This is a genomic window from Mesorhizobium sp. B2-3-6 (genome assembly GCF_006442305.1).
GTDB lineage: Bacteria > Pseudomonadota > Alphaproteobacteria > Rhizobiales > Rhizobiaceae > Mesorhizobium.
On sequence record NZ_VFVW01000015.1, the window covers coordinates 1 to 21147 of the forward strand.

The window sequence follows — 21147 nt, forward strand, 5'->3', positions numbered from 1 at the left end:
CGCCGCCTTCCATTCGCTCGTCGGCCTTGCCGCCGTGATGGTCGCTGCCGCCGCCATCTATGCGCCGGAAAGCTTCGACATCGGCACGGCGGGCGACATCCACGCCCAGGCGCTGGTCGAAATGAGCCTGGGTGTGGCCATCGGCGCCATCACCTTCACCGGCTCGGTCATCGCCTTCCTGAAGCTTGACGGGCGCATGTCCGGCAAGCCGATCATGATCGGCGGCCGCCATTTCATCAACATCGCGCTTGGCATCGCCTTGGTCGTGCTGATCGTGCTTTTGGTCACCACCGAATCGAAGCTCGTCTTCTGGCTCATCGTTGCCGCATCGCTGGTGCTGGGCGTGCTGCTCATCATCCCCATCGGCGGCGCCGACATGCCGGTCGTGGTGTCGATGCTCAACTCCTATTCGGGTTGGGCGGCCGCGGCTCTGGGCTTCACGCTCGGCAATCTGGCGCTGATCATCACCGGCGCCCTGGTCGGCTCGTCGGGCGCCATCCTGTCCTACATCATGTGCAAGGGCATGAACCGCTCCTTCATCTCCGTCATCCTCGGCGGCTTCGGTGGTGAGACCGCAGCCGCGGGCGGTGATGATGGGATCGAGCGCACGGTCAAGCAGGGCTCGGCCGATGACGCCGCCTACCTGATGATGAACGCGCAGAAGGTCATCATCGTGCCGGGCTACGGCATGGCCGTCGCCCAGGCGCAGCACGCACTGCGCGAGATGGCCGACAAGCTCAAGGCCAATGGCGTCGACGTCAAATACGCCATCCACCCCGTGGCCGGCCGCATGCCGGGCCACATGAACGTGCTCTTGGCCGAAGCCAACGTGCCTTACGACGAAGTGTTCGAGCTCGAGGACATCAATTCCGAATTCGCGCAGGCCGACGTCGCCTATGTCATCGGCGCCAACGACGTCACCAACCCGTCGGCGCGGGACGACAAGTCCTCACCTATTTACGGTATGCCGATCCTCGATGTCGACAAGGCGCGCACCTGCCTGTTCGTCAAGCGCTCGCTCGGCTCCGGCTATGCCGGCATCGACAACACGCTGTTCTACAAGGACGGCACCATGATGCTGCTCGGCGACGCCAAGAAGATGACCGAGGAAATCGTCAAGGCCATGGATCACTGAGATTGATACGCCCGGCAAGGCGATGAAGCGGGAAGGGCTCCAGCCACTCCAAGCCTGCTCATTTCAACGCGGCGCAGCCTGCCTTTGCGGCCAAGATATCCTTCCTCGGCCGAAGCGGCCCTCGGCTACGATCATCACGGTCGCATGGGTCATGACGATTTCCCACCAGCTGCTGGCGGGCGTGACGCTTGCCTTGGTCGAGTGGGGTTCCGCAATATTGGCGGCGATATGTGGGGGTAGCGAAAGATTCTCAATCGCTACCTCGTGTGGCACCCGGTTCACCGTCTGGTGGGAGTAGAAGGGCACGGGCTCTTGACACCTATACCGCACAGCCTTCTGGTCTGGCGCAGCTTTCCGGGGAACCGCCGGATCCGGAATCGTACGTCAGGCAGACCGATCTGCGGACTAAACCGACAGACGGATTCGGCATGCGCAAGCCGGCGTCCATTGTGCTCAAGGGTCAAGTGCGACAGGTACGTTCAATGAACCCACAGCTTACAGACTTACACTCGCTCTTGTCGTCCATGGCCGATGCCGGACTGGCGAGCCGCGAGGCTACGCGGGGCCTTTTCGGTGAGAGCACGGCCTCGCGAGCCTCCGACCTGCACCGCCTGATCGAAGCGCAGATCGTCGACGCCGATGCCCTCGCAGGCTTCCTGTCGTCCTATTATGGCGTGCGGCTTCTCGACCGGCACCAACTCGCCGACTACAGGCCCGTCGCGCAGAATCTCTCAAACCGATTTCTTGTGGAGAACTGGATCGCGCCGCTCACGGCGCCTGACGGGAGCGCCGTCATAGGGGTTCTCCACCCTGGAGACGCAGACCCGATAGAGGCGCTGCGATCCGTTCTCGACGGTGACGTCGAGGTCTGCGTGGTTCCCGCACCCGACCTGGAATCCTGCCTGGAACGCCTTTCCGGCACCCAGGATGTTGCCCAGGCCACCGGCGAAGGAGCAACCTCCGAAGCGGCTATCGCAAGCCTGCGGGATCTCGCGAGCGGCGCGCCGGTTGTGGTTGTCGTCGACGACATCTTCCGGCGCGCGCTCGACCTGAGGGCAACCGACATCCACCTCGAACCGATGCGCGGACGGCTCGTGATGCGTTTCCGTATCGACGGCGTCTTGCGGATCATGCCTCCGCCGCCGCACGAAATGGGCGATGCGATCGTGTCGCGAATCAAGGTTCTCGCCGGCCTCGACATCACCGAGCGCCGCAAGCCTCAGGATGGTGCGATGCGCCTTCCCATCGGCGACCGCGAAGTCGAACTGCGCGTTGCCACCCTCTCCTCCATCCATGGCGAGACCGTCGTCATGCGCATCCTGCACCGCGACAGCGTCCTGCTCGATTTCGCGGGCGTGGGCCTGGATGACCAAGAACGGCAGACGCTGGACCGGCTCCTTGAGCACACCCATGGAATGATCGCCGTCGCCGGCCCGACCGGCAGCGGCAAGACGACGACGCTCGCCGCCGCGCTCTCGAAGCTAAACGATCCGGGCCGCAAGATCGTGACCATCGAGGATCCCGTCGAGTACCAGATCCCCGGCATCGTGCAGTCGCAGATCAACTCGGCGATCGGCATCACCTTCTCATCCGCGATCCGGACGTTCGTGCGACAGGACCCCGACGTGATCCTGGTCGGCGAGATACGCGACGGCGAGACGGCACGGGCCGCCGTCCAGGCAGCGCTCACCGGACACCTCGTTCTCACCACCGTCCACGCGAACACCGCGGCGGCGGCCTTCACGCGTATGCGCGACCTGGGTGTCGAGACCTATCTGCTGGTCGGCGCCGTCCGCGGCATCATCTCCCAGCGCCTGTTGCGGCGGCTCTGCGATCACTGCAAGCAGGAAGGAATTCTTTCGGCCGAGACTTTCTCCTCCGACTCGCGCTACCAGGCCGTCGGGTTCTCCCAAGGCCAGAAAGTGTTCAACGCAGTGGGCTGCGGCCGTTGCAACGGCACGGGGTATCGAGGCCGCATCGCCGTGTTCGAGATCCTGGTCCTAGAGGAAGCTATCATCGAGCTCGCTTCACAAGGAGCAGACCACTCCAGGATCGAAGCGCTCGCGCTGGAGCGGGGCATGAGCACGATGGCGCATGACGGTGCCAGGAAGGCAGGGCAAGGTCTCACCTCGCCGGCGGAGGTGCTCAGGGTCACCGGGTTTCGCTGAGCGCATCCATCCACGGACGCGCCTGCCTCCGACCAGCGGACTGGCGGTTGGCATTGCCTCCGCGGGACTATTGCCCGCCACCCTCGCCTTGATAGGGCTCGATGCTGTCGCCCTCCAGGACGTAGCCCGAAGCAACTTCGCTTGAACCGTCCACAAAGGAGAGGTCTTTCCTTTCGGACTGCACGCGCATCGTACCGGTTATCATCACGCCCTCGAACAGGGCCGCAGGTGCGTACGGAGCGGTGGATTTCAAGTAGATCACCTGGTTCGGCGGCGGTGGCGGCTCATGGATGCACGCACCAAAATAGGGGACAAGCAGGAACTCGGTCGTACCGTTCGGATCAAAATCCAGGGGCAGCAGATAGCCGGCGATGGCTACCCGCTCGCCGTCCAACTTCTTCTCGGTGAGGGTTCCACGCCTCTCGATCTCTGTAGCCCAGGCGACGTATCGTTCGTAAAGCGCATCAAGATCGACGCCTTGCTTTGCAAGTTTCTCCCTGTCGGCGTCGACCCTTTTTTTGGCTTCGTCGCGCTGAAGGGCAAACTCTTCGCTCAACTCGCCCGACGGGTGACCTTTCCAGTATAGGACATTTCTCAGGGCCTCCTGCTGCTCAAAAGGAAGTGCGTCCGGGAAATTTGCCAGCGGTTCTGTCGGCGGGATCAGCATCTCCCATTTCAGCTGGGTCGCGGCCTCGCTGAATGCCGCGCCGCAGCCCGCGCCCAAAACGGCCAGGATGAGAGCGATGCAGCGCAACATCGATCTCGCGTTGCCGAGGAATCCGGAAGTCTTCATGTTCTCACCATCATGCCATCTGCGAGTGACATCCTGTAGGCGCGACAGGCCGGCAGGAACCCGGCGGCTATCCCGCCGATCAATATTGCCAACAACAACAGGGCATCGGTCGTGGACGGAGGCTGAATGCCGATGTCGACGCCGAACTGTCTGTCAACAAGCGGGCGGGCCACCATCAGGACCGCATAAAGTGCCGCCGTACCGATTGCGATTCCCGCCACCGTCAGCAAGGTAGCCTCTCCGACAAGAAGGCCTGCAACCGTGCCGGGTCTTGCCCCCAGCGAGCGCAATATCGCGATCTCACGCCGTCGTTCGTTGAGCGTCGACAGGATCATTGCCGACAAGCCGAGCATCGAGGTCACCACGACCATCGCGGAGACGCCAAGCAATGCGGTCTCGGCGGTGGCGACCAGTCCCCACATCTCCTGCAAGGCGACCCCCGGCAGCACAGCCGAAAGAGGCTCGGCCCTGTACTCGTTCACGCCGCGCTGGAACCCGATGACTTGCAGGCGCGACTTCAAGCCGATGATCGCGGCGGTTATCGCCCTCGTAGGAAGCGACATCTGCCGCAGACGGTCGGCCGGTGTAACTTGTCCCGGGATCCGTGAACCGGACCGCCAGTCGACATGAATGGCCTCGATAGCCTTGAGACTGACATGGAGGGATTTGTCCACCGGCGTGCCGGTACGTGACAGTATGCCGGACACGCGAAACGGGAGGTCGTCATGCTGCGGCCCAAGGGAGCCCGCACCGTGCGCGACAGTGATCTTGTCGCCGATGGAATAGCCAAGCCGGCTCGCAACATCCGAGCCGAGGACGACATCGAACAGGTCGTCAAAGCGTGCGCCTGCAGCAAACGTCAAGGCCTGGCCGCCGCGATATTGGAAGTGCTCGAAGTAATCCGGAGTCGTCCCGATGACGCGAAAGCCGCGATGGCTGTCGCCAAGTGAAAGCGGAATTGCCCAGGCTACCTGCGGGCGCGAAACGATGTCTTCGTAGCTGCGCCACGTGACATTGTTGGTCGCGTTGCCAATGCGGAACACCGAGTAGAGAAGGAGCTGCATGGCACCCGATCGGGCGCCAATGACCAGATCCGCACCAGACACGGTCCCGGCAAAGCTGTCTCGCGCGCCACTGCGCACCTTCTCGACACCGAGCAGAAGCATGACGCTGACGGAGATCGAAAGGATCGTCAGCAACACCGTGATCCAGCGGTTGCGCAGCGATTGCAGAGCGAGACGTGCGACAATCATGCCCGGGCTCGGCTTTTCGACGTTGTAAGGATGTCGTTGAGCTGGATCGCCCGCGTGAAATGCTGCGCCAAGCGGCGGTCGTGACTGACCATGATCAGAGTTGCCTTTGTGGCCTCGATCTGGCCGAACAGCAGGTCGAGAAAATCCTGCTGCCGATCGTCGTCGAGAGCCGATGTAGGCTCGTCGGCGACAACAATATCGGGGGAGCCGATGAGCGCCCGCGCCGTCGCGACGCGTTGCTGCTGACCGACGCTCAGGGTGGCCGCCGTCTGCTGCCCGATATCCGCCGGAAGTCCCAGGGCCGACAAGAGGCGCCGGGCTTCGCTCTCCGCGCCTCCCGCGGCATTTGCGCGGGCGCGACGTTCCGGTGCGAAGCTGAGCGGTAACAGCACATTGTCGATGACGGCGCCGTAGGGAAGAAGATTGAACATCTGAAAGATGATGCCAAAATGTTCCGCCCGAAACCGATCGCGCCCGCTGCCGCTCAATTCGTCAAGCCGTTGCCCGAGGACTTCCAAGCGCCCAGCTTGCGCCAACGCGATGCCTGTCAGCAAGCTGAGGAGCGTCGATTTTCCGCTACCGGATGCGCCAAGCAGCAGAAGACGCTCACCGCGGGAAACTTCGAACTCGCCGATTGAGAGGCAAAACGGGTCTCGCGCGTTCCACCTGTATTCGACGCCGTGCAAGCGCACGGCGTCCGTCGCGGCGTCCGCGTTCATCTCATCTCTCCAGATAGCGCGCCTCGCGGGACACCTCGAAAGCGGTCTGTCCATTGGCATCGACGACCGTCACGCCGAGTTTCCCGGATCCGGCGAAGCGATCGAAGAAGGGGAAGTCGAGCCACGCGGCCTGGGCAGTATCCGCGCAGGCGAGAGCATAAGTTGCTCGGAACTCGGTGTGATGGGCCCCGTGCTCTTCAGAACCCGCGGCCTCACCAGCCTCCGCGGTAGCAGGGTGGTCCTCATGTTCTTCCGCGACGACTTTGACGTCGGCGGAGGTGACGGTGCACCCTGCGGAGTCGGGCATCGCGAAGAGCTTCAAGGGTTCCTTAAGGTCGGCGAGCGCGGTCTCGACGGTGCTCTTCTGCTCCGCGGTTTCAGCTTCGTGCTCAAACCCGACAATATCCATGCCAGGGGCAGCGAGCTCCATCTGAACATTGTTGGCCTCGAAAGCGATCGCCAATGTCCCGTGTCCATGAACATGTGGTCCAAGCTCTCGACGATCTTCTTCTGCGTGCGCCGTCGAAATAACAATAAACATGCCAGCGGCAAACAACGTCCCGGTGTGGTGATGCAATCCCATCTCTGTCTCTCCAGATCGATATGGTCATTAGCCGCCATCACAAGTTTCGGCGCGTGGCGCGACCGCGAGAAGCGGCAGTTCAGCCATCCATTCAAGCTCGCGGAGGGCCGCGGATATCGTAGTGTGAAGAGAGTTCTATGGTGTCCGGGCGCGCCGCAGTCGCGACCCAGTCGATCGTGTAGAAGGTGAGCTCGGAAGGGACATGAACTGCCGCAGGCGCCGGCAGTGCGGCTCCCATGGAGCCGATGATGCATATGTCACAACGGCCCTGGGACTTGTCGTCGTGGTGCCCCGACGCGGGCCCTTCTCCGGATCCTGCGAGCGACCGCTCGAAGCTGGATAAGAGCAAGCCGTTTCTATGCGTCGGGCCATCGATGTGTCCGAAAGCAAATGCGATATGGAAGAGCATGCCAAGCAATGTCACCCAGGCTATCGCCTGAGATCGTCGCAGCCATTCCGGCACAGTGAGTTCGCTTGGTGTCATCCTGGAGGATGTCCTGGTTCAAGACATGTGAGGAGGCCTGCGGGGCGCGCCGCTGAAGGTCTTGAGATACTCGGCTCAGTTGATTCGTCGAGAGCGTCGTGTGGCCTGTGACGGTTGTAGCGGTGGGCGAAGGCATCGACGAAGGGCTGCCGCTTGTCGATCTGGTACGGCAAGTCTCGCGGCAGGATCGAAGCGACGACTTCGAGGTGTGCGTCTGGCTTTTCCTCTCGCTTCTTGCCAATGGCTGCTGGCACGTTGGCCTCCCACTCCGCGAGCATGTCCTCGAGGCATGCTTCAACGAGCTTGTTGTGGGCCCGTTCGGGCCTGCCTGCCGGGTTTCCGGACTGACCTGGCTTGAACGGACCCCAAGGCTGTTTCGGTGCTGTTGGATCAGCCATCTTCCTCAGCGTCGAATGATAGCGATGCCGTTAAAGCGGCACGTCGATGGTGGCGATGGACGCGGTGGCGCGCCCGGCGCTACACCATCCTGGACAATTCGCCACTGATCTGTTTCGCCGTTTGACGCACCAGCCTTGCGCAGAGCTCGTGGCGCCGAGCGTCGTGCCGGTACACCGGCATGCTGATGCTGACCGCTCCGATCGGTTCCCCCGAACGATTGAAGATCGGGCTGCCGAGACAGCGGATATCCGGTTCGTTCTCCTCGTCATCGAACGCGAACCCTTGCTCGCGCGTCCGCTTCAACTCATCGAACAGCGCTTCGGGTGTCGTGAACGTCTTGGCGGTATGGCGTCTCAGATCCAGGCTCTTGATGACTTCCAACAGCCGCTGGTCTGGCAGACCAGACAGCCACGCCTTACCCACGGATGTCGAGTGAAGTTCAACCTGGCCGCCAATGCTGGTTTTCATCTGAACCCTGCTGGAGCCCACCAACTTGTCTATGTAGACCATCCGGTTATTGCTAGGCACCGCAAGGTGAACCGCCTCATCGGTTGCGTCGCGGAGCGAAACCAGAAAATCCCTAGCGATCGTCCGCAAGTCGGAGTCCTCCCAGGTCTTGGCAGCAAGCTGGAGGAGGCGCGGCCCCAAGCGGAACGTTCCACCCTCTCCCGATTGTGTGATGAGTCCCTCCGCCGTGAGCGCCGAAACGAGACGGTAGACCGTCCCCCGGGGAAATGGCGCGCACTTTGTCAGTTGGGCAATGTCCAAGGTTCCAGGGGCATCCGCGATGATCTGCAGCACCGTGATGAACTTCGAGAACGAGGCCGCTCCCTGCACGTGAGTAGAAGCTCTCTCATCGGCTTCGTCCTGGAGCTCACTTAGGCCCATGGCGCATCTCCTTGCAAGCTTGACAACGAAACATGGTGGTACTACACGCTTTTGGACAAGCTGTCCATATTGTAGTCAGCGTCGTAGTTTCGGTTCTAGCCGTGTGATCGAGGAGGATCAACGGCAAACGCACTTGTGGCGAATTTGAATGCATCGGGACGTCCGTATCTTCCGCGAGAGGGTATGGGAATTTCTGTGGGAGAGGAAGCAGATGACCAAAAAAGGATACTGGGTTGCAATGGTCGATATCGCGGACCATGAGGGCTATAAAGAATACATTGCCTTGAACAAGGCAGCGTTCGACAAATACGGGGCGTCCTTCGTCGTTCGCGCGGGAACGAGCCAGGTCATGGAGGGCCCTCACGCGAACCGCCTGGCGGTCATCGAGTTCAAGGACTACGAGACCGCTCTCGCCTGCTACAACTCTCCAGAGTATCAGACGGCGATCAAGGCCCGCGAGAAGCATGCCAAGGCACATCTGGCCGTGGTGGAAGGTGTCTGACACCGGAAGCTCGCCCGGGACCTCCTACTGGTTGGAGGGATCGTTGGCTTTACCCCTGCGCTGTTCGACCGGATGAGCAGGACAGGCCTTCATCACGCGATTGGGTGTTTCTACCCCATCAGCATGCTGGAGGCTCCCTGCTCACGGTCTGCGGATTCTCGTCAGAGTGCCGCAAGGATCGATGCATGCGCGCACAACCTTTTGGGAGCAGTTATGACCACGCCGTTACAGTGGCTTTTCAAGGCTTTTGACGTCTTCGTCGTCGTCGGCATGGCCGTCATCAGCATCCTAATCTTTACAAATGTCGTGCTACGCTACGGCTTCAGCTCAGGCATTCCGTTTGCCGTTGAAGTCTCCCGTGTGGTCCTCGTCTGGATCATCTTTATGGGATCCGTGGTGGCCCTAGCCAAGGGCGCGCATCTCGGCGTCGACTCATTGGTGGTCCGGTTGCCTCGCAGGGCGCGCTTCGTCTGCTTTCTTGTTTCGTATGGCTTGATGCTTTGGTGCTGCTGGCTCCTGGCACAAGGCAGCTGGTCACTCACCGTGATCGAATGGGGCAACGTCCAAGCACTGTCGGGAATTCCCGTCGGGGCCATCTACGCCGCGGGTATCACCGCTGCCATCATGATGGCTCTGATCCTCCTTCTTGATCTGTGGCGCTCGCTGCGCGGCATCCTGCCCGCCCCGTGGTCGGGAGCAGAGATCGATGTGCCGCCACCGGCCGTGTCCCCCGCGCTAGTTTCGGAGAAAACACCGTGAGCGGCTTGGTCTTCATAGGTTCACTCCTCGGTGCAATGGGCATCGGGATTCCCATTGCCTTCGCTCTGATGCTGTCGGGGGTTGCGATGATGCTGCTGATGGGAAATCTGGATGCTCAGATCCTCGCGCAACGGCTGGTCAATGGCGCGGACAGTTATCCGCTGATGGCGATCCCGTTCTTTCTCATTGCTGGCGAGCTCATGAACGCCGGCGGCCTCTCCCGCCGCATCGTGAACGTGGCCCTGGCGCTCTTCGGTCACATACGTGGCGGCCTCGGTTACGTGGTCATCGGCACGGGCTTGCTGATGGCCAGCCTCTCCGGATCGGCAATCGCGGATACGGCGACGCTTGCCGTCATGCTGATCCCTCTTATGCGCGATGCGGGCTACAGCATGAGTCGCGCCTCGGGCTTGATGGCGGCGACGGGCATCATTGCCCCCGTGATCCCGCCCTCTGTCGGATTCATCATCCTGGGCGTCACCGCAAACATTTCCATCGTCGGCTTATTCCTCGCCGGAATCGTGCCAGGGATCCTGATGGGGCTGAGCCTAGTGGTGACTTGGTGGATCGTCTCCAGAAAGGAAACGTCGGCGGTCCAGCCCAAACTCCCGCGCAGGGACATCCCGAAAGCCATTCTGACCGCCGGTTGGGCGTTGATGCTGCCGGTGATTATCCTGGTCGGACTGCGGTTCGGCATCTTCACCCCCACGGAGGCCGGCGTCGTTGCAGCCTTCTATGCACTGTTCGTGGGGCTGGTTGTTTATCGGGAGCTGACGCCGCGGCTGCTCTTTGACGCGCTGCTCGACGCCGGTCGAATGACGGCAGTAATCATGCTGCTGGTGGCAGCCTCCGTGGTCACCGGCTTCATGATGACGATCGCCAGTCTGCCCGCCCAGCTCGTTACTCTCCTCAGTCCTTTCATCGATATGCCGATCCTGCTGATGGCCATGATCGTTCTGGCGATCTTTGTCATCGGCATGGTGCTCGATTTCGCACCTTCGATCACCATACTGGTACCCATCCTCATGCCGCTCGTAACGGCGGCCGGGATCGACCCGATCTATTTTGGGGTCATGTTCATCATGACCGCCGCGGTCGGCATGATTACGCCCCCTGTCGGAACTGTCCTCAACACGGTGTGCGGAATCAGCAAAGTTTCAATGGGGTCGGCCCTGAGAGGTGTGTGGCCTTTCCTTCTGGCCGAGATGGTCCTCATCGTGCTGCTGGTTCTGTTCCCGGCATTGGTGACCGTGCCAGCGGGCTGGTTCCATTGAGAATCCCAACCGTGGAGGAGTTAGGCTGAACATTCGACGATGGCTTTGCCGCCCATGCGAGCAGGGCCTCAACGACGACGTCGGCGGGGCCCTGACGCGGGAGGAGTTGCAGCCGCTGGCGCAGGTCCATGTCGAATCGCGGCATAAGTTCGAGTTCTTCACCTACCTCGGGCTGACCGAGGTCGACGAGGTGTACGGTGTCCAAGCGGGAAGCAGAAAGCGTGCCTTGTGGTTTTCAAGCGTCATAGAACGGTACTTTCCCGAGGCGCCGGGCGTAGGCTTGGGTTGGGTGTGTAGGTGAGCGTAGGTCGGCAAGGCAGTGCCCCAAATGCCTGTTCCGTGTGGGTTCGCAGAGGCGCGGCGGCCTGCCTCTTGGCGGTAGTGGCCGCGTGTACCTCCACTGGTGATTATCTTGGAGACGTTGCCGCGCGGCCGGATGCCCTGGACAAGGTCGCGAACGCAGATTTGAGTGCGCGCAAACCTTCCGGCGGCGGTTTTCTGTCGAGGCTCGGCTTCGGCCGCACGCAGAACAACCGGCAGGGTGAAGTATACTACGGATACCAACAGCAGCTGACTGCCGGCGAGCGCAAGTCGCTCGAGCGGCTGAGCGGCGAAAAGTTCGAGGTCAACCTCGAGGAGGCCGAGATCAAAGTCGCGGCCCGCACGGTGCTGGGCGAGGTGCTGGGGATCAGCTACTCGCTCGACCCCAGAATCGCGGGCAAGGTATCGATCACGACGTCGAAGCCTACGCCGGCCGCGGAAATCCTCACCATGTTCGAGTCCGCGCTGCACAGCAGCGGCGTGGCCATGATGCGCGAAAGCGACCGTCTGCGGCTGATACCTGCGAACGAAGCGTTCGGAGCCGCCCAACTCGATCCGGGCACCACCATCCAGCCTGGCTACGCCGTCACGGTGTTTCCCCTGAAAAACGTTTCCGCCAGCACGATCCTGCCGCTGCTCGAAAACTTCGTCGCCCGTCCCGGCATGGTGCGCGAGGATCCCAGCCGCAACGCGCTGATCTTCCAGGGGACGGCGGCGGAGCGGACTGCGGCGATCGAAGCAGCGCGCTCTTTCGACCAGGACTGGCTGGCCGACCAGTCAGTCGGCATTTTCCCTGTCAACAATTCCAGCGCGGCCACCATGATGCCCGAGCTGACCCGCGTGCTCGACATCGGGGAGGGCGGTCGCGGACGCAACACGATCAGGGTCGAGCCGATCGAGCGCAGCAATGCGATTCTGGTGGTGGCGAAGACGCGCAACCAGTTGCAGCGCGCGGCGAGCTGGATCGAGCGGCTCGACCGGATCGACGCGTCTGCCTCCAATTTGCGGGTGTACAAGGTCCAGCACCTGGAGCCACGGCGCCTTGCATCGATGGTCAACGAAATATTCAACGGCGCCCCGGCATCGTCGGCTTCAGAAGACCCGGCCTCGCAGTTTCCGCCCGGCTCGCAGGCTGACGGCCAGAATCAGGGCGCAAACGGTTCGCAGGCGGCCACTGCGACGCCGGATCAGCGCATGGCGGATAGCCTGCCGGCCCCCGCTGGCGAAACCGACCAGCCTATCCCGGGCGGTGGTGGGTCGAAAAGCGGCGTGCGCATCGCCGCGAACCCGGAAAACAACACCATTCTCATCTACGGGCGGCCCGACCAGCAACGGCTGATCGAACAAGCGATCACCGCACTCGACCGGCCGCAAGAGCAGGTCGCTATCGAAGCGACGATAGCCGAGGTCACCCTGACCAACGAGCTGCGCTATGGCGTGCAGTTCTTCCTGAAATCCAATGATATCGGCGTGGGCGGCAACCACGGATCGGTCGGTCTGTTCCAGGAAGCCAGCAAGGCCGTGCTGTCGCGAACGCTTCCGGGCTTCAACCTGCTGCTTGGCCCCGACACCGAGCCGCGCGTTGTCATCGATGCGCTGCGCGGCGTTACCGAGGTCAAGGTGCTTTCCTCGCCCTCGGTGGTGGTGCTCGACAACAAACCCGCCTTGCTGCAGGTCGGTGATGAAATACCGATCGTCACCCGCACCGCGCAGTCCGTCACCGATCCCGAAGCGCCGGTCGTCAACAACGTCGAGTTCCGCGATACCGGCGTGATCCTGAAGGTTCTGCCCCGGATCACCGGGAACGGCACGATCAGCCTCGTCATCGAACAGGAGATCAGCTCGGTCCAGCGCAGCCAGGCCCAGTCCCTGACGCCGACCATATCGCAACGAAAGGTCAGCTCGACCGTATCGGTCACCAGCGGCCAGACCGTGATGCTCGGCGGACTGATCAGCGAACGCCAGCAGCGCGGCCGCGACGGTGTGCCGGTGCTTGGCGATCTGCCCGTCATCGGCGACGCCTTCCGGAGCAACCAGAACTCCGCGACGCGGACGGAGCTGATCATCCTGATCCGGCCTCAGGTCATGAAGGACGGCATGGATGCGCAACATGTGGCGGAGGAGATGCGGTCGCAATTGCGGCTGATGAACGAGCCATCCAGAAACGTGCCGCTGCGGCGGCCGGCCAAGACGATGATCGAATGAAGATTCTGAGGGCGCGGCGTCGGTCTACCGCCGCCGTCGCAGTCGCGCTCGCCGCCGCTACCGTGCCCGCTGTCATCGGAAGCCCCGCATTCGTCATCGCGTCGACGCTTGCGCTATGCCTTCTGGCCGCGGCAATCGCGGTCCATGATCTTGCGTCTTTGCTCATTCCTGACCGCTACACGGCCGGCATCTTGGTCGTCGCGCTCGCCGACTGGTGGTTTGAGGCGAGCGATTTCGCCGCGCTGGCCTGGCGCATCGGGCCGGGGGGCGTCCTGATGCTCCTGCTGTGTCTGTTCGACGTCACGTATGGGAGGCTGCGCGGTCGCGACGGCATAGGCTTCGGCGACATCAAGCTGATCGGTGTATCCACCGTCTTGGCCGGGCTGGCCGGCGTCGGCGCCCAGATCCTACTTGCTTCGGTCGCGGCTTTCATCTTCAGCATCATCCGCGCGGTTCGCTTGCGCCGCCCGCTCCGTGCCGCGGCGCGCGTTCCGTTCGGAACGTTCCTCGCGCCGGCACTGGTCATCATCTGGGCGTGGCTGCCCGCCGCATGGTGATCACATTGCTTGAGCCGGGGAGCGAAGTCTTGATTTCGACGCGATCGTGGCGTCACCTTTCGTGGCGAAGCATGGGGCCGAAATGGGTCTTGCGGCAGTGGGCATGAGCTCGGCAACGAGCCGGCGGGGTGCAATCCTCGTCAGCGTCCTGTGGATCATGATTTTTCTGGGATTCCTTGCCGTCATACTTCGCGCGCAGATGACCGGGGTCGTGGCCAGTGTGCGCGTCACGGAGGACAAGGCGTCGGCGCGCATTCTGGCTGAAGCCGGGCTGTCGCAGGCCGCGGCCGAGATCCGCGCCGGCCCGCCCGACGGTGTAGTCGCGCTGAGCGATCAGATATCGTCCACGATCACCCTGCCGGCCGGGGTCGCTTCCATCTCTGCGAGAAATGAAGCGTTGCGGATCGATCTCAACACCGCCGAGCGGCCGCTGATCGTTGGCGCGTTGCGAGCCGCCGGCGCCGCTCCCGGAACCGCGGAGGATCTGGCGACAAAGATCATCGGCCACCGCGCCCGGCCGACTCCGGCGAACGGACAGCCGGCCGGTTCCGCTCCGCAGCAGGCTGGAAACGACACAAAGCTGTTTCAGACGGTCTCCGAATTGGCCGCCTTCCCGGGAATAACGCCCGATATGGCCATCGCCATCGAACCCTATGTCACCGTCTCCTCCGGCTTGGCCGGCGTTCGCCTGGAAGCGCTCGATGATGGACTGCTGGGCGATATTCCTGGCCTGCCGCCGTCGGTGCGAAAGGCGATCAAGGATTTCCACGCCGGCCGTCTGTCGCGCGAGCAACTCGATCAGTCGCTGGCGGGGGTGACCTTCAACACGCTGAAACCGGCACCGAGCTGGCGCGTCGATCTCAGGACGACCCTGCGGTCCGGCTACAGCGAATCTTTCGAGGCATTGATACTTGTATCGAACGCGGACGAGGCACCTTACAGAGTGCTTGACTGGCGTCGCGCGGCAATTGAGTTGGAATGAATGCCCGTGGATGGGGCGCGACCGGTCTCAGCAGGAGTGCCAGGCCAGCCTGGCACTCCCAGCGGAATATCCCGACCGCGGAGCATCAGAGCCCCCCGGACACCGTGATCAGGGTGCCTGTCATGAACCCCGCGCCAGGAGACGCAAGCATCAGGGCCGCGCGCGCGATGTCTTCAGGCTCCGCGATGCGCCCCATGGGGGTTGCCGCCGCAATCCTGGCTGGTCGCTCGGGGTTTCCGCCTTGTGTGTGTATCCGCGTGTTGGTGGTCCCGACACGTATGGCATTCACACGGATGCCCTCCGGCGCCAGTTCTTTCCCCGCGCCGATGGAGATGGATTCCACTGCACCCTTGCTTGCGGCATAATGCACATATTCGTTCGGGCTGCCGAGGAAGGCGGCGAGCGAAGACATGTTGATAATCGTCCCGCCTCTGCCGCCCTTGCGGTTGGACATGCGTTTCGCGGCTTCCTGTATACAGTACATGACGGCGAAGACGTTGGTCCTGAAGGTGCTTTCCAGCACCGCGGGCTGCAACTCATCGATTCTGCAGGCTTTCCCAATGATCCCGGCATTATTGACCAGGCAGGTCACTCGCCCCAGTGCATCGTCGCAGGCACTGAACAGGGCCTCGATGTCCTCCCTCTTGCCCACGTCTCCCTGTACCGCGATGGCGCGGGCGCCTGCGGCCTTGCAGTGCTCAACGACTTCGGATGCAGCGGCAGCGTCCGAAAGATAGTTTATGCAAACATCGTAGCCTTCAACGGCGAACAGCCGCGCCGTTGCGGCACCGATGCCGTGGCTTGCGCCCGTTACGATCACAATCGGTCTCACGGAATTACCTCCTCGCTCCTCCTTTGAGGACATTCGCAGCCTAGAAAACGGTCTCAAGGATCGCGGCGTAGTCTTCCTTGGTCAGCGAACGTGGATTTGTGGGATGACTGTGGTCTGCAATGGCTCGCTCACACACCCAATCGATGACGTGCCGGGGAACCCCCAGTTCGGACAATCTGGGCGTAATGCCAAGACTACGGTTCAACCCGTCCAGTGCATCTGCGAGCGTTGTATGTTCAAGTCCCGCCAGGCGCTCGAGGTAGTCGACCTTCTGAGCCACGGCTTCAACTTCCACGTTCCACCGAAGGACGGTCGGCATCAGGATGGCGTTGAGCGTCCCATGATGGAGCTTAGCCTCCTTGAGACCGCCCAATGCATGGCTAAGCGCATGGACGGCTCCAAGCCCCTTCTGAAACGTCATGCCCCCTTCGAGGGCACCCATCATGAGTTCGGTCCGCGCCTCCGCGTTCGCGCCGTCTGCGTAGGCGACAGGCAAAGCTTTCCAGATGCGTTGGAAGCCGTCGGTGGCAATTGCCTCGGCAGGCGGATTATAGCGGGGGGAAAGGTACGTCTCGATACAATGCGACAGTGCGTCGAGCCCTGTCGAGGCCGTCAGAGCCGGGGGGAGCCCCATCGTCAACCCCGGGTCACAGATCGCCCTGCGCGGGATGAGGTGCGGGCTGATAAATCCGAGCTTCCGGCCGTCATCCAGTGTGATCAGTGCCGCGCGTCCAACTTCGGACCCCGTACCCGCCGTTGTCGGGATGGCCACAAGCGGCGCTACCGCGCCGGTGATGCGTGCCAGCCCGCCCAGGATCGCTGCATAACGCTCAAGTTCACCATCGTGCGTGGCAAGCAGCGCCACGCCCTTTGCCAGGTCGATCGGAGAGCCTCCGCCAATCGCCACTACCCCATCGCAGCCGCCTTGCCTGTATAGCGCGAGACCGGCAGCAACTGCGCTCTCAGTCGGGTTGGAGGGAACGTCCAGGAAGATCGGCGCTGTTCTCAGGAACTCGAATACCGGACGCTCAAGCAAACCAGCGGATTTGATGCCGTGATCGCTGATCACCAAAGGGCGGGACACGCCGAGTTCGCCCAAAATTTCTGCCAGTGACTCGGCCGCTCCAAGCCCGAAATTTATATTTGTAAGGTAGTTTATATTGTTCACGCTGCCACACTCCTTGACATTCCGCACATGCATCGCTGCAGCCACCGTCTGGCATTCGGCACATTTCGTGCAGCCGGTGAATACGAACGCGCGACCTTTTGGAATCGCTCAGTCCATAATATGGACAATCTGCCCAAGCATTAGGTGGAACTGCACACTTGTCAAGCTCCCCCTTTTTGTTGCGGCGTTCCCGCCGCCTTGACAAAAAGGTTGCGGGCTCCTATCAAAATCTTGGACAGATTGACCATATTATGGTCAGATCTATGGCGACCTTGGAAGACATGGTACCGGAACCGCTGACATGCCGATTGCGCTGGAGAAACTGGCCAGCCGCCGCGAACTCGAAGCCAACATCAATCCGCGGCTCACTGTCGGCGCATTGCGCAATCCAAAGGCCTCCCGGGCGAAAACCCTGATTCACCTGCGGCCATTCGTGCCGGCAGTGACACCCCCGAACCGGAAGGAAAGCCTTTGTCGAAACCCGCCGCCACCGTGTTGATACCAGGCTGGATGCACGAGCATGCCCGCTGCATGCTCAGAACGCATTTCAGCCTGGTCGAAACCCCTGATTGTGACATTCACGCCCATCTGTCCCCGGAGGTGCGGGCGTCAATTCGTGGCGTGGCCTGTCGCGCCAGAATCGATCGGCAGTTCATAGACGCCCTTCCCAACCTTGAGATCATCGCCAGCTATGGCGTCGGCTACGACGCGGTGGATGCTGCCTACGCACGCGGCAAGAATATCGTCGTCACGAACACCCCTGATGTCCTGAACGAGGAGGTCGCCGATCTCACGTTGGGGCTCCTTATCAGCGTCGTGCGCGAGATACCCCAGGCGGCAGCCTTCGTTCGCGGGGGCCGGTGGAAAGCATCGGACTACCCGCTTAGCCGTCTGACACTGCGGAACCGCAGGGTCGGCATCTACGGAATGGGGCGGATCGGTCGCTGCATTGCCCGACGAATTGAAGCGTTTGGGCTTCCTGTTGGCTATCACAGCCGGCGCCCGGCGGAGGGGGTTGCGTACGACTACTTTCCTTCACTGCTGGAACTTGCCAGTGCCGTCGATGTACTCATCTCCATCGTGCCGGGCGACCTGTCGACCGCAAACAGCGTGAATGCCGAGGTGCTGTCCGCCCTCGGGCCCGAGGGCGTGTTCATCAATGTAGGCCGCGGAACCGTCGTGGACGAGGATGCACTGATCGGCGCCCTGCGCACAGGAGCCATTGCGGCGGCCGGCCTCGACGTGCTCGCGGATGAACCCAATGTCTCCGAAGACCTGCTGGCGCTCGATAACCTGACGATCCTGCCGCATATCGGGTCCGCGTCGGTCAGTACGCGCACCGCAATGGCGGACCTCGTGGCCCAGAACGTGATCGCCTGGTTCCAGAGTGGAGCGGCGATCACACCCGTACCCTAGACAGCCTCCGATCAGCCGCCGAGGCCTCCTGCACTGTCAGCGGACGTTATGATCCATGCACGTTAACCCAACAGGCAAGCATCCGATCGACAGGCCCTGAAGCGCCGCGGTGAGGCGTTGACAACCCATTAATAGTCTGCCCAATATGCATTGTTGGACATCGCGTCCACATTGTGGATTTTTCTGATCGGTCGATGCTTGGGGTTTCGGTCAGATTCGCGGTGTCACCATCGGTCAAGCAGAAAACGGAGGAGTGACTCTCATGAACCTATGGAAAGGCGGATTGGCCGTGGTGGCCGCGCTGGCGATCGGGGCGGTATCGTCCACCGCGGCGCTCGCACAGACGGTGTTCACCTGGACGCCAAAGCCGGTGGCGCTGGCACCATACAAGGCCCCGAACAAGCCACACACGACGATAGCCGACGTGCGCGCCAAGATTTCTCCCGCCAATCAGTCCAAGACTTGGCACCAGGAGATCGTCAGCGACGCGCACCTGCGGGCTTCATGGGTTCAGTTGGCGGTCGGTGATCAGTCGCCGGCCATGTTCATATCGGATACCCGCGCGGCCTTCATTGTCTGGGAAGGTTCGGTCGAGTTCACGATCGGGAGCGAGGCGCCGTTTACGGCCACCAAAGGCTTTATGGTCCAGGTTCCCGCGCGTACGCAGTTCCAGATGAAGAACGTCGGCGCGGTGCCGTCCTTGCACTTCGAGGTCTTCACCGCGGACGCCAAGATCACTTACCCGCAGGCGGCGGCAACCTTGCCTAAGCCGCAGCCGGGGATGACCTGGGCGTTGACGCGACAGGATCCGGGTGCAGAAGCCCTTGGGACGGGCAATTCTACTTTCAGGGATTTCCTTGCTTCGCCCTCGGGCGGCGCGTTCGTAACCGCCCCTGGCTTGTTCGTTAACGCCATCCGCGGCCAGGCGTTCAACTGCAATATGCAGTCCCCCACGGCGCTCGGACACAGGCACATCAACTATGGTGAATTCTGGTTCATCATGGAAGGTCAGATCCAATACAACCTCGAAGGCCTGCCGGGCTTCGTCTCGGAGGCCGGCGACATTGTCTATGTCCCGGCCGGCCGGTGGCACTCGGCGGCGAACTATTGTCCGGGGAGTGACACGCGGATTGCCATCAATCCCTTCCCGACCGGTACGCATAACTGGCCGCCGACTGCCAGCCAGCCCAACCCACCGATGCCCCCGATCTCGGGCAAGGGATGGCTTGATTGATGTTGCCGGTGGCCCGTCCTCATCGTGAGGGCGGGCCGTTGGTCTGACCTGACTTTGGCGCGGGGGAGCATCGGCCGGGGTGTATTCGCGGGGGCGCGTTCATCGTGGCCGTAGAATTGATCACACCGCCCGTCGGAGGCTCGTCGGCGCCGTAGCAGAAGCGGCGTACCGTCCGCTTCAGCAGCCAGGGACGCCATATCGTTAGTCTTGGCCGAATAGGCCATTCTCGTACCGCCGGTCCTGTTCCTTAGTGGTTGCAGTTCCTGCATTCTGGTTCCTTTGAACCAATTCTTGGGAGGTTGAACTATGAAGAAAGTATTGTTTCTGACTGCGGCGCTGCTGGGAGGGCTCTTGGCCGCCGCTCCGGCCATGGCTCAGAACCCGCGCCTGGGCTACGTGCCTACGGAAGACCATCCGGTCGGACAGGCTTCGCGCTATTTTGCGAAGCTGGTGGAAGAGAAGACGGGCGGGCGCATCAAGATCGACACGTTCGGAAATGGCGTGCTCGGCAGCGAGCCCGAGATGCAGGCGTCGGTTCAGGCCGGCTTCATCGATATCATGGTTGGCCCCACGCCCAACCTGGTCGGCGTCGTTCCGCAATTCATGATCTACGATCTTCCGTTTTTCTACAAGGACTTCGCCGCGGTCGATGCCGTCATGGACGGCGCGGTCGGCGAGCAGCTGTTTGCACAGCTGAAGGAAAAGACCGGCATCGTCGGTCTGGCGTGGTGGGACAACGGCTTCCGCCACATGACCAACAAGGTTCGTCCCGTCAAAACGGTGGACGATATGGCAGGGATCAACATCCGCGTCATACCCAACCCGTTGTTCATTGCGACCTGGACGGCTTTGGGAACCAATCCGACGCCGCTTCCTTGGCCTGAGCTGTACAGCGCGCTCGAAAATGGCGCCGTCGATGCCCAGGAGACGCCGTACGCTCTTATCTACACCGCAAGGTTCTATGAGGTGCAGAAGTATCTGACCAAGACGGGCCATGTCTATACGCCGTTTGTTCTTCTCGCGAGCCAGAAATGGTTTGGAAGCCTCTCCGAGGAGGACAAGGCAGCCGTCATGGAAGCTGCGAAGGAATCGGCAGCCTTCCAACGGGATCTTTCTCGCAAGGAGGCAGGGAAATTGGAGGCGGAGCTCGCGGCGAAGGGCTTCGAGATTTCCCAACCCACGCCTGAAGCGCTCGCAGCCATGACCGAACGCGTTGCGCCTGTCGTGAAAGAGTACAGCGAAAAGATCGGCGTCGATCTGGTCGAGCAGGCGCGCGCCGCTATGGCGGCAGTTGCCAAGCCATAGAGGTCTTATGGCGCCGGAGCCAGGTTCGCCTGCTCCGGCGTCCATTTGCAGAAGCATCGTGCGTCCGAGTCAGTTTGAAGCCGCAAGCAGTGTGCGCGGCTTACGACACGTCGCAGACGCCAAGGTTCAACAAATTGACGATGCCCCCGCGCTCCAATCCGGCTTCCGGC

At 61.9% G+C, this 21147-nt stretch carries 20 protein-coding genes; 12 read left to right on the forward strand and 8 right to left on the reverse strand.

Features of this window, described 5'->3' with window-relative positions:
- The coding region (locus tag FJ953_RS29125) for an NAD(P)(+) transhydrogenase (Re/Si-specific) subunit beta (protein WP_140625595.1) at positions 1-1135 on the forward strand (1135 nt) is incomplete at its 5' end.
- A gap of 482 nt (positions 1136-1617) precedes the next feature.
- Positions 1618-3303, forward strand: a complete 1686-nt coding sequence (locus FJ953_RS29130; RefSeq protein WP_181171666.1) for a GspE/PulE family protein — start codon at positions 1618-1620, stop codon at positions 3301-3303.
- A gap of 67 nt (positions 3304-3370) precedes the next feature.
- On the opposite strand, the gene FJ953_RS29135 is transcribed toward FJ953_RS29130, so the two are convergent.
- From FJ953_RS29135 to FJ953_RS29155, 6 genes are all read right to left on the reverse strand, one after another.
- Positions 3371-4096, reverse strand: coding sequence for a DUF3299 domain-containing protein (locus FJ953_RS29135; RefSeq protein ID WP_140625597.1), 726 nt, complete (start codon positions 4094-4096; stop codon positions 3371-3373).
- Positions 4093-5298: an FtsX-like permease family protein gene (locus FJ953_RS29140; protein WP_246674932.1), complete on the reverse strand. Its 1206-nt coding sequence runs from the start codon at positions 5296-5298 to the stop codon at positions 4093-4095. Before FJ953_RS29140 ends, FJ953_RS29135 begins: the two co-directional genes overlap by 4 nt.
- Before the next feature lie 47 nt (positions 5299-5345).
- The gene (locus FJ953_RS29145) at positions 5346-6068 is read right to left on the reverse strand and encodes an ATP-binding cassette domain-containing protein (RefSeq protein WP_140625598.1); all 723 of its coding nucleotides are present in this window, start codon (positions 6066-6068) and stop codon (positions 5346-5348) included.
- Between the two features lies 1 nt (position 6069).
- On the reverse strand, positions 6070-6651 hold the full coding sequence (locus FJ953_RS29150) for a DUF2796 domain-containing protein (RefSeq protein WP_140625599.1): 582 nt from the start codon (positions 6649-6651) through the stop codon (positions 6070-6072).
- 480 nt (positions 6652-7131) lie between these two features.
- Complete coding sequence (locus FJ953_RS31045; protein ID WP_224655968.1) at positions 7132-7533, reverse strand: DUF5681 domain-containing protein; 402 nt, start codon at positions 7531-7533, stop codon at positions 7132-7134.
- Positions 7534-7612: 79 nt separating this feature from the next.
- Positions 7613-8422: an IclR family transcriptional regulator gene (locus tag FJ953_RS29155; RefSeq protein WP_140500977.1), complete on the reverse strand. Its 810-nt coding sequence runs from the start codon at positions 8420-8422 to the stop codon at positions 7613-7615.
- Positions 8423-8633: 211 nt separating this feature from the next.
- Between FJ953_RS29155 and FJ953_RS29160 the strand changes: the two genes are divergently transcribed.
- The 6 genes from FJ953_RS29160 (at position 8634) to FJ953_RS29185 (ending at position 15022) form a co-directional block, all read left to right on the forward strand.
- A complete protein-coding gene (locus FJ953_RS29160) occupies positions 8634-8924 on the forward strand; it encodes a DUF1330 domain-containing protein (protein WP_140558623.1) in 291 nt (96 codons plus the stop codon).
- 213 nt (positions 8925-9137) lie between these two features.
- Positions 9138-9683 (forward strand): TRAP transporter small permease, encoded by a 546-nt coding sequence (locus tag FJ953_RS29165; RefSeq protein ID WP_181165438.1) that lies wholly within the window; start codon positions 9138-9140, stop codon positions 9681-9683.
- Entirely contained in the window at positions 9680-10957 is a 1278-nt protein-coding gene (locus FJ953_RS29170; protein ID WP_140560829.1) for a TRAP transporter large permease subunit, read from the forward strand. The genes FJ953_RS29165 and FJ953_RS29170 overlap by 4 nt, the downstream gene beginning before the upstream one ends.
- 381 nt (positions 10958-11338) lie before the next feature.
- Positions 11339-13483, forward strand: coding sequence for a type II secretion system secretin GspD (gspD, locus tag FJ953_RS29175; protein WP_246674936.1), 2145 nt, complete (start codon positions 11339-11341; stop codon positions 13481-13483).
- Entirely contained in the window at positions 13480-14040 is a 561-nt protein-coding gene (locus FJ953_RS29180) for a prepilin peptidase (protein WP_140625601.1), read from the forward strand. The genes gspD and FJ953_RS29180 overlap by 4 nt, the downstream gene beginning before the upstream one ends.
- 103 nt (positions 14041-14143) lie before the next feature.
- Positions 14144-15022, forward strand: coding sequence for a type II secretion system protein GspK (locus FJ953_RS29185; RefSeq protein ID WP_181171668.1), 879 nt, complete (start codon positions 14144-14146; stop codon positions 15020-15022).
- An 85-nt stretch (positions 15023-15107) separates the two neighbouring features.
- Here FJ953_RS29185 and FJ953_RS29190 read toward each other — a convergent pair whose 3' ends face one another.
- Both FJ953_RS29190 and FJ953_RS29195 read right to left on the reverse strand, forming a co-directional pair.
- Positions 15108-15854, reverse strand: a complete 747-nt coding sequence (locus FJ953_RS29190) for an SDR family oxidoreductase (protein ID WP_140625602.1) — start codon at positions 15852-15854, stop codon at positions 15108-15110.
- 40 nt (positions 15855-15894) lie between these two features.
- Positions 15895-17022, reverse strand: a complete 1128-nt coding sequence (locus FJ953_RS29195) for an iron-containing alcohol dehydrogenase (RefSeq protein ID WP_181167624.1) — start codon at positions 17020-17022, stop codon at positions 15895-15897.
- A gap of 301 nt (positions 17023-17323) precedes the next feature.
- Here FJ953_RS29195 and FJ953_RS29200 point away from each other — a divergent pair, with 301 nt between their 5' ends.
- From FJ953_RS29200 to FJ953_RS29215, 4 genes are all read left to right on the forward strand, one after another.
- The gene (locus FJ953_RS29200; RefSeq protein WP_140625603.1) at positions 17324-17521 is read left to right on the forward strand and encodes a hypothetical protein; all 198 of its coding nucleotides are present in this window, start codon (positions 17324-17326) and stop codon (positions 17519-17521) included.
- A complete protein-coding gene (locus tag FJ953_RS29205) occupies positions 17494-18438 on the forward strand; it encodes a 2-hydroxyacid dehydrogenase (RefSeq protein WP_246674933.1) in 945 nt (314 codons plus the stop codon). Before FJ953_RS29200 ends, FJ953_RS29205 begins: the two co-directional genes overlap by 28 nt.
- Positions 18439-18700: 262 nt before the next feature.
- Positions 18701-19672 carry a cupin domain-containing protein gene (locus FJ953_RS29210; protein WP_140500993.1) on the forward strand — a complete coding sequence of 324 codons (972 nt, stop codon included), beginning with the start codon at positions 18701-18703 and terminating at the stop codon, positions 19670-19672.
- Positions 19673-19978: 306 nt separating this feature from the next.
- A complete protein-coding gene (locus FJ953_RS29215) occupies positions 19979-20977 on the forward strand; it encodes a TRAP transporter substrate-binding protein (RefSeq protein WP_140525785.1) in 999 nt (332 codons plus the stop codon).
- The last annotated feature ends 170 nt before the right edge of the window (positions 20978-21147 follow it).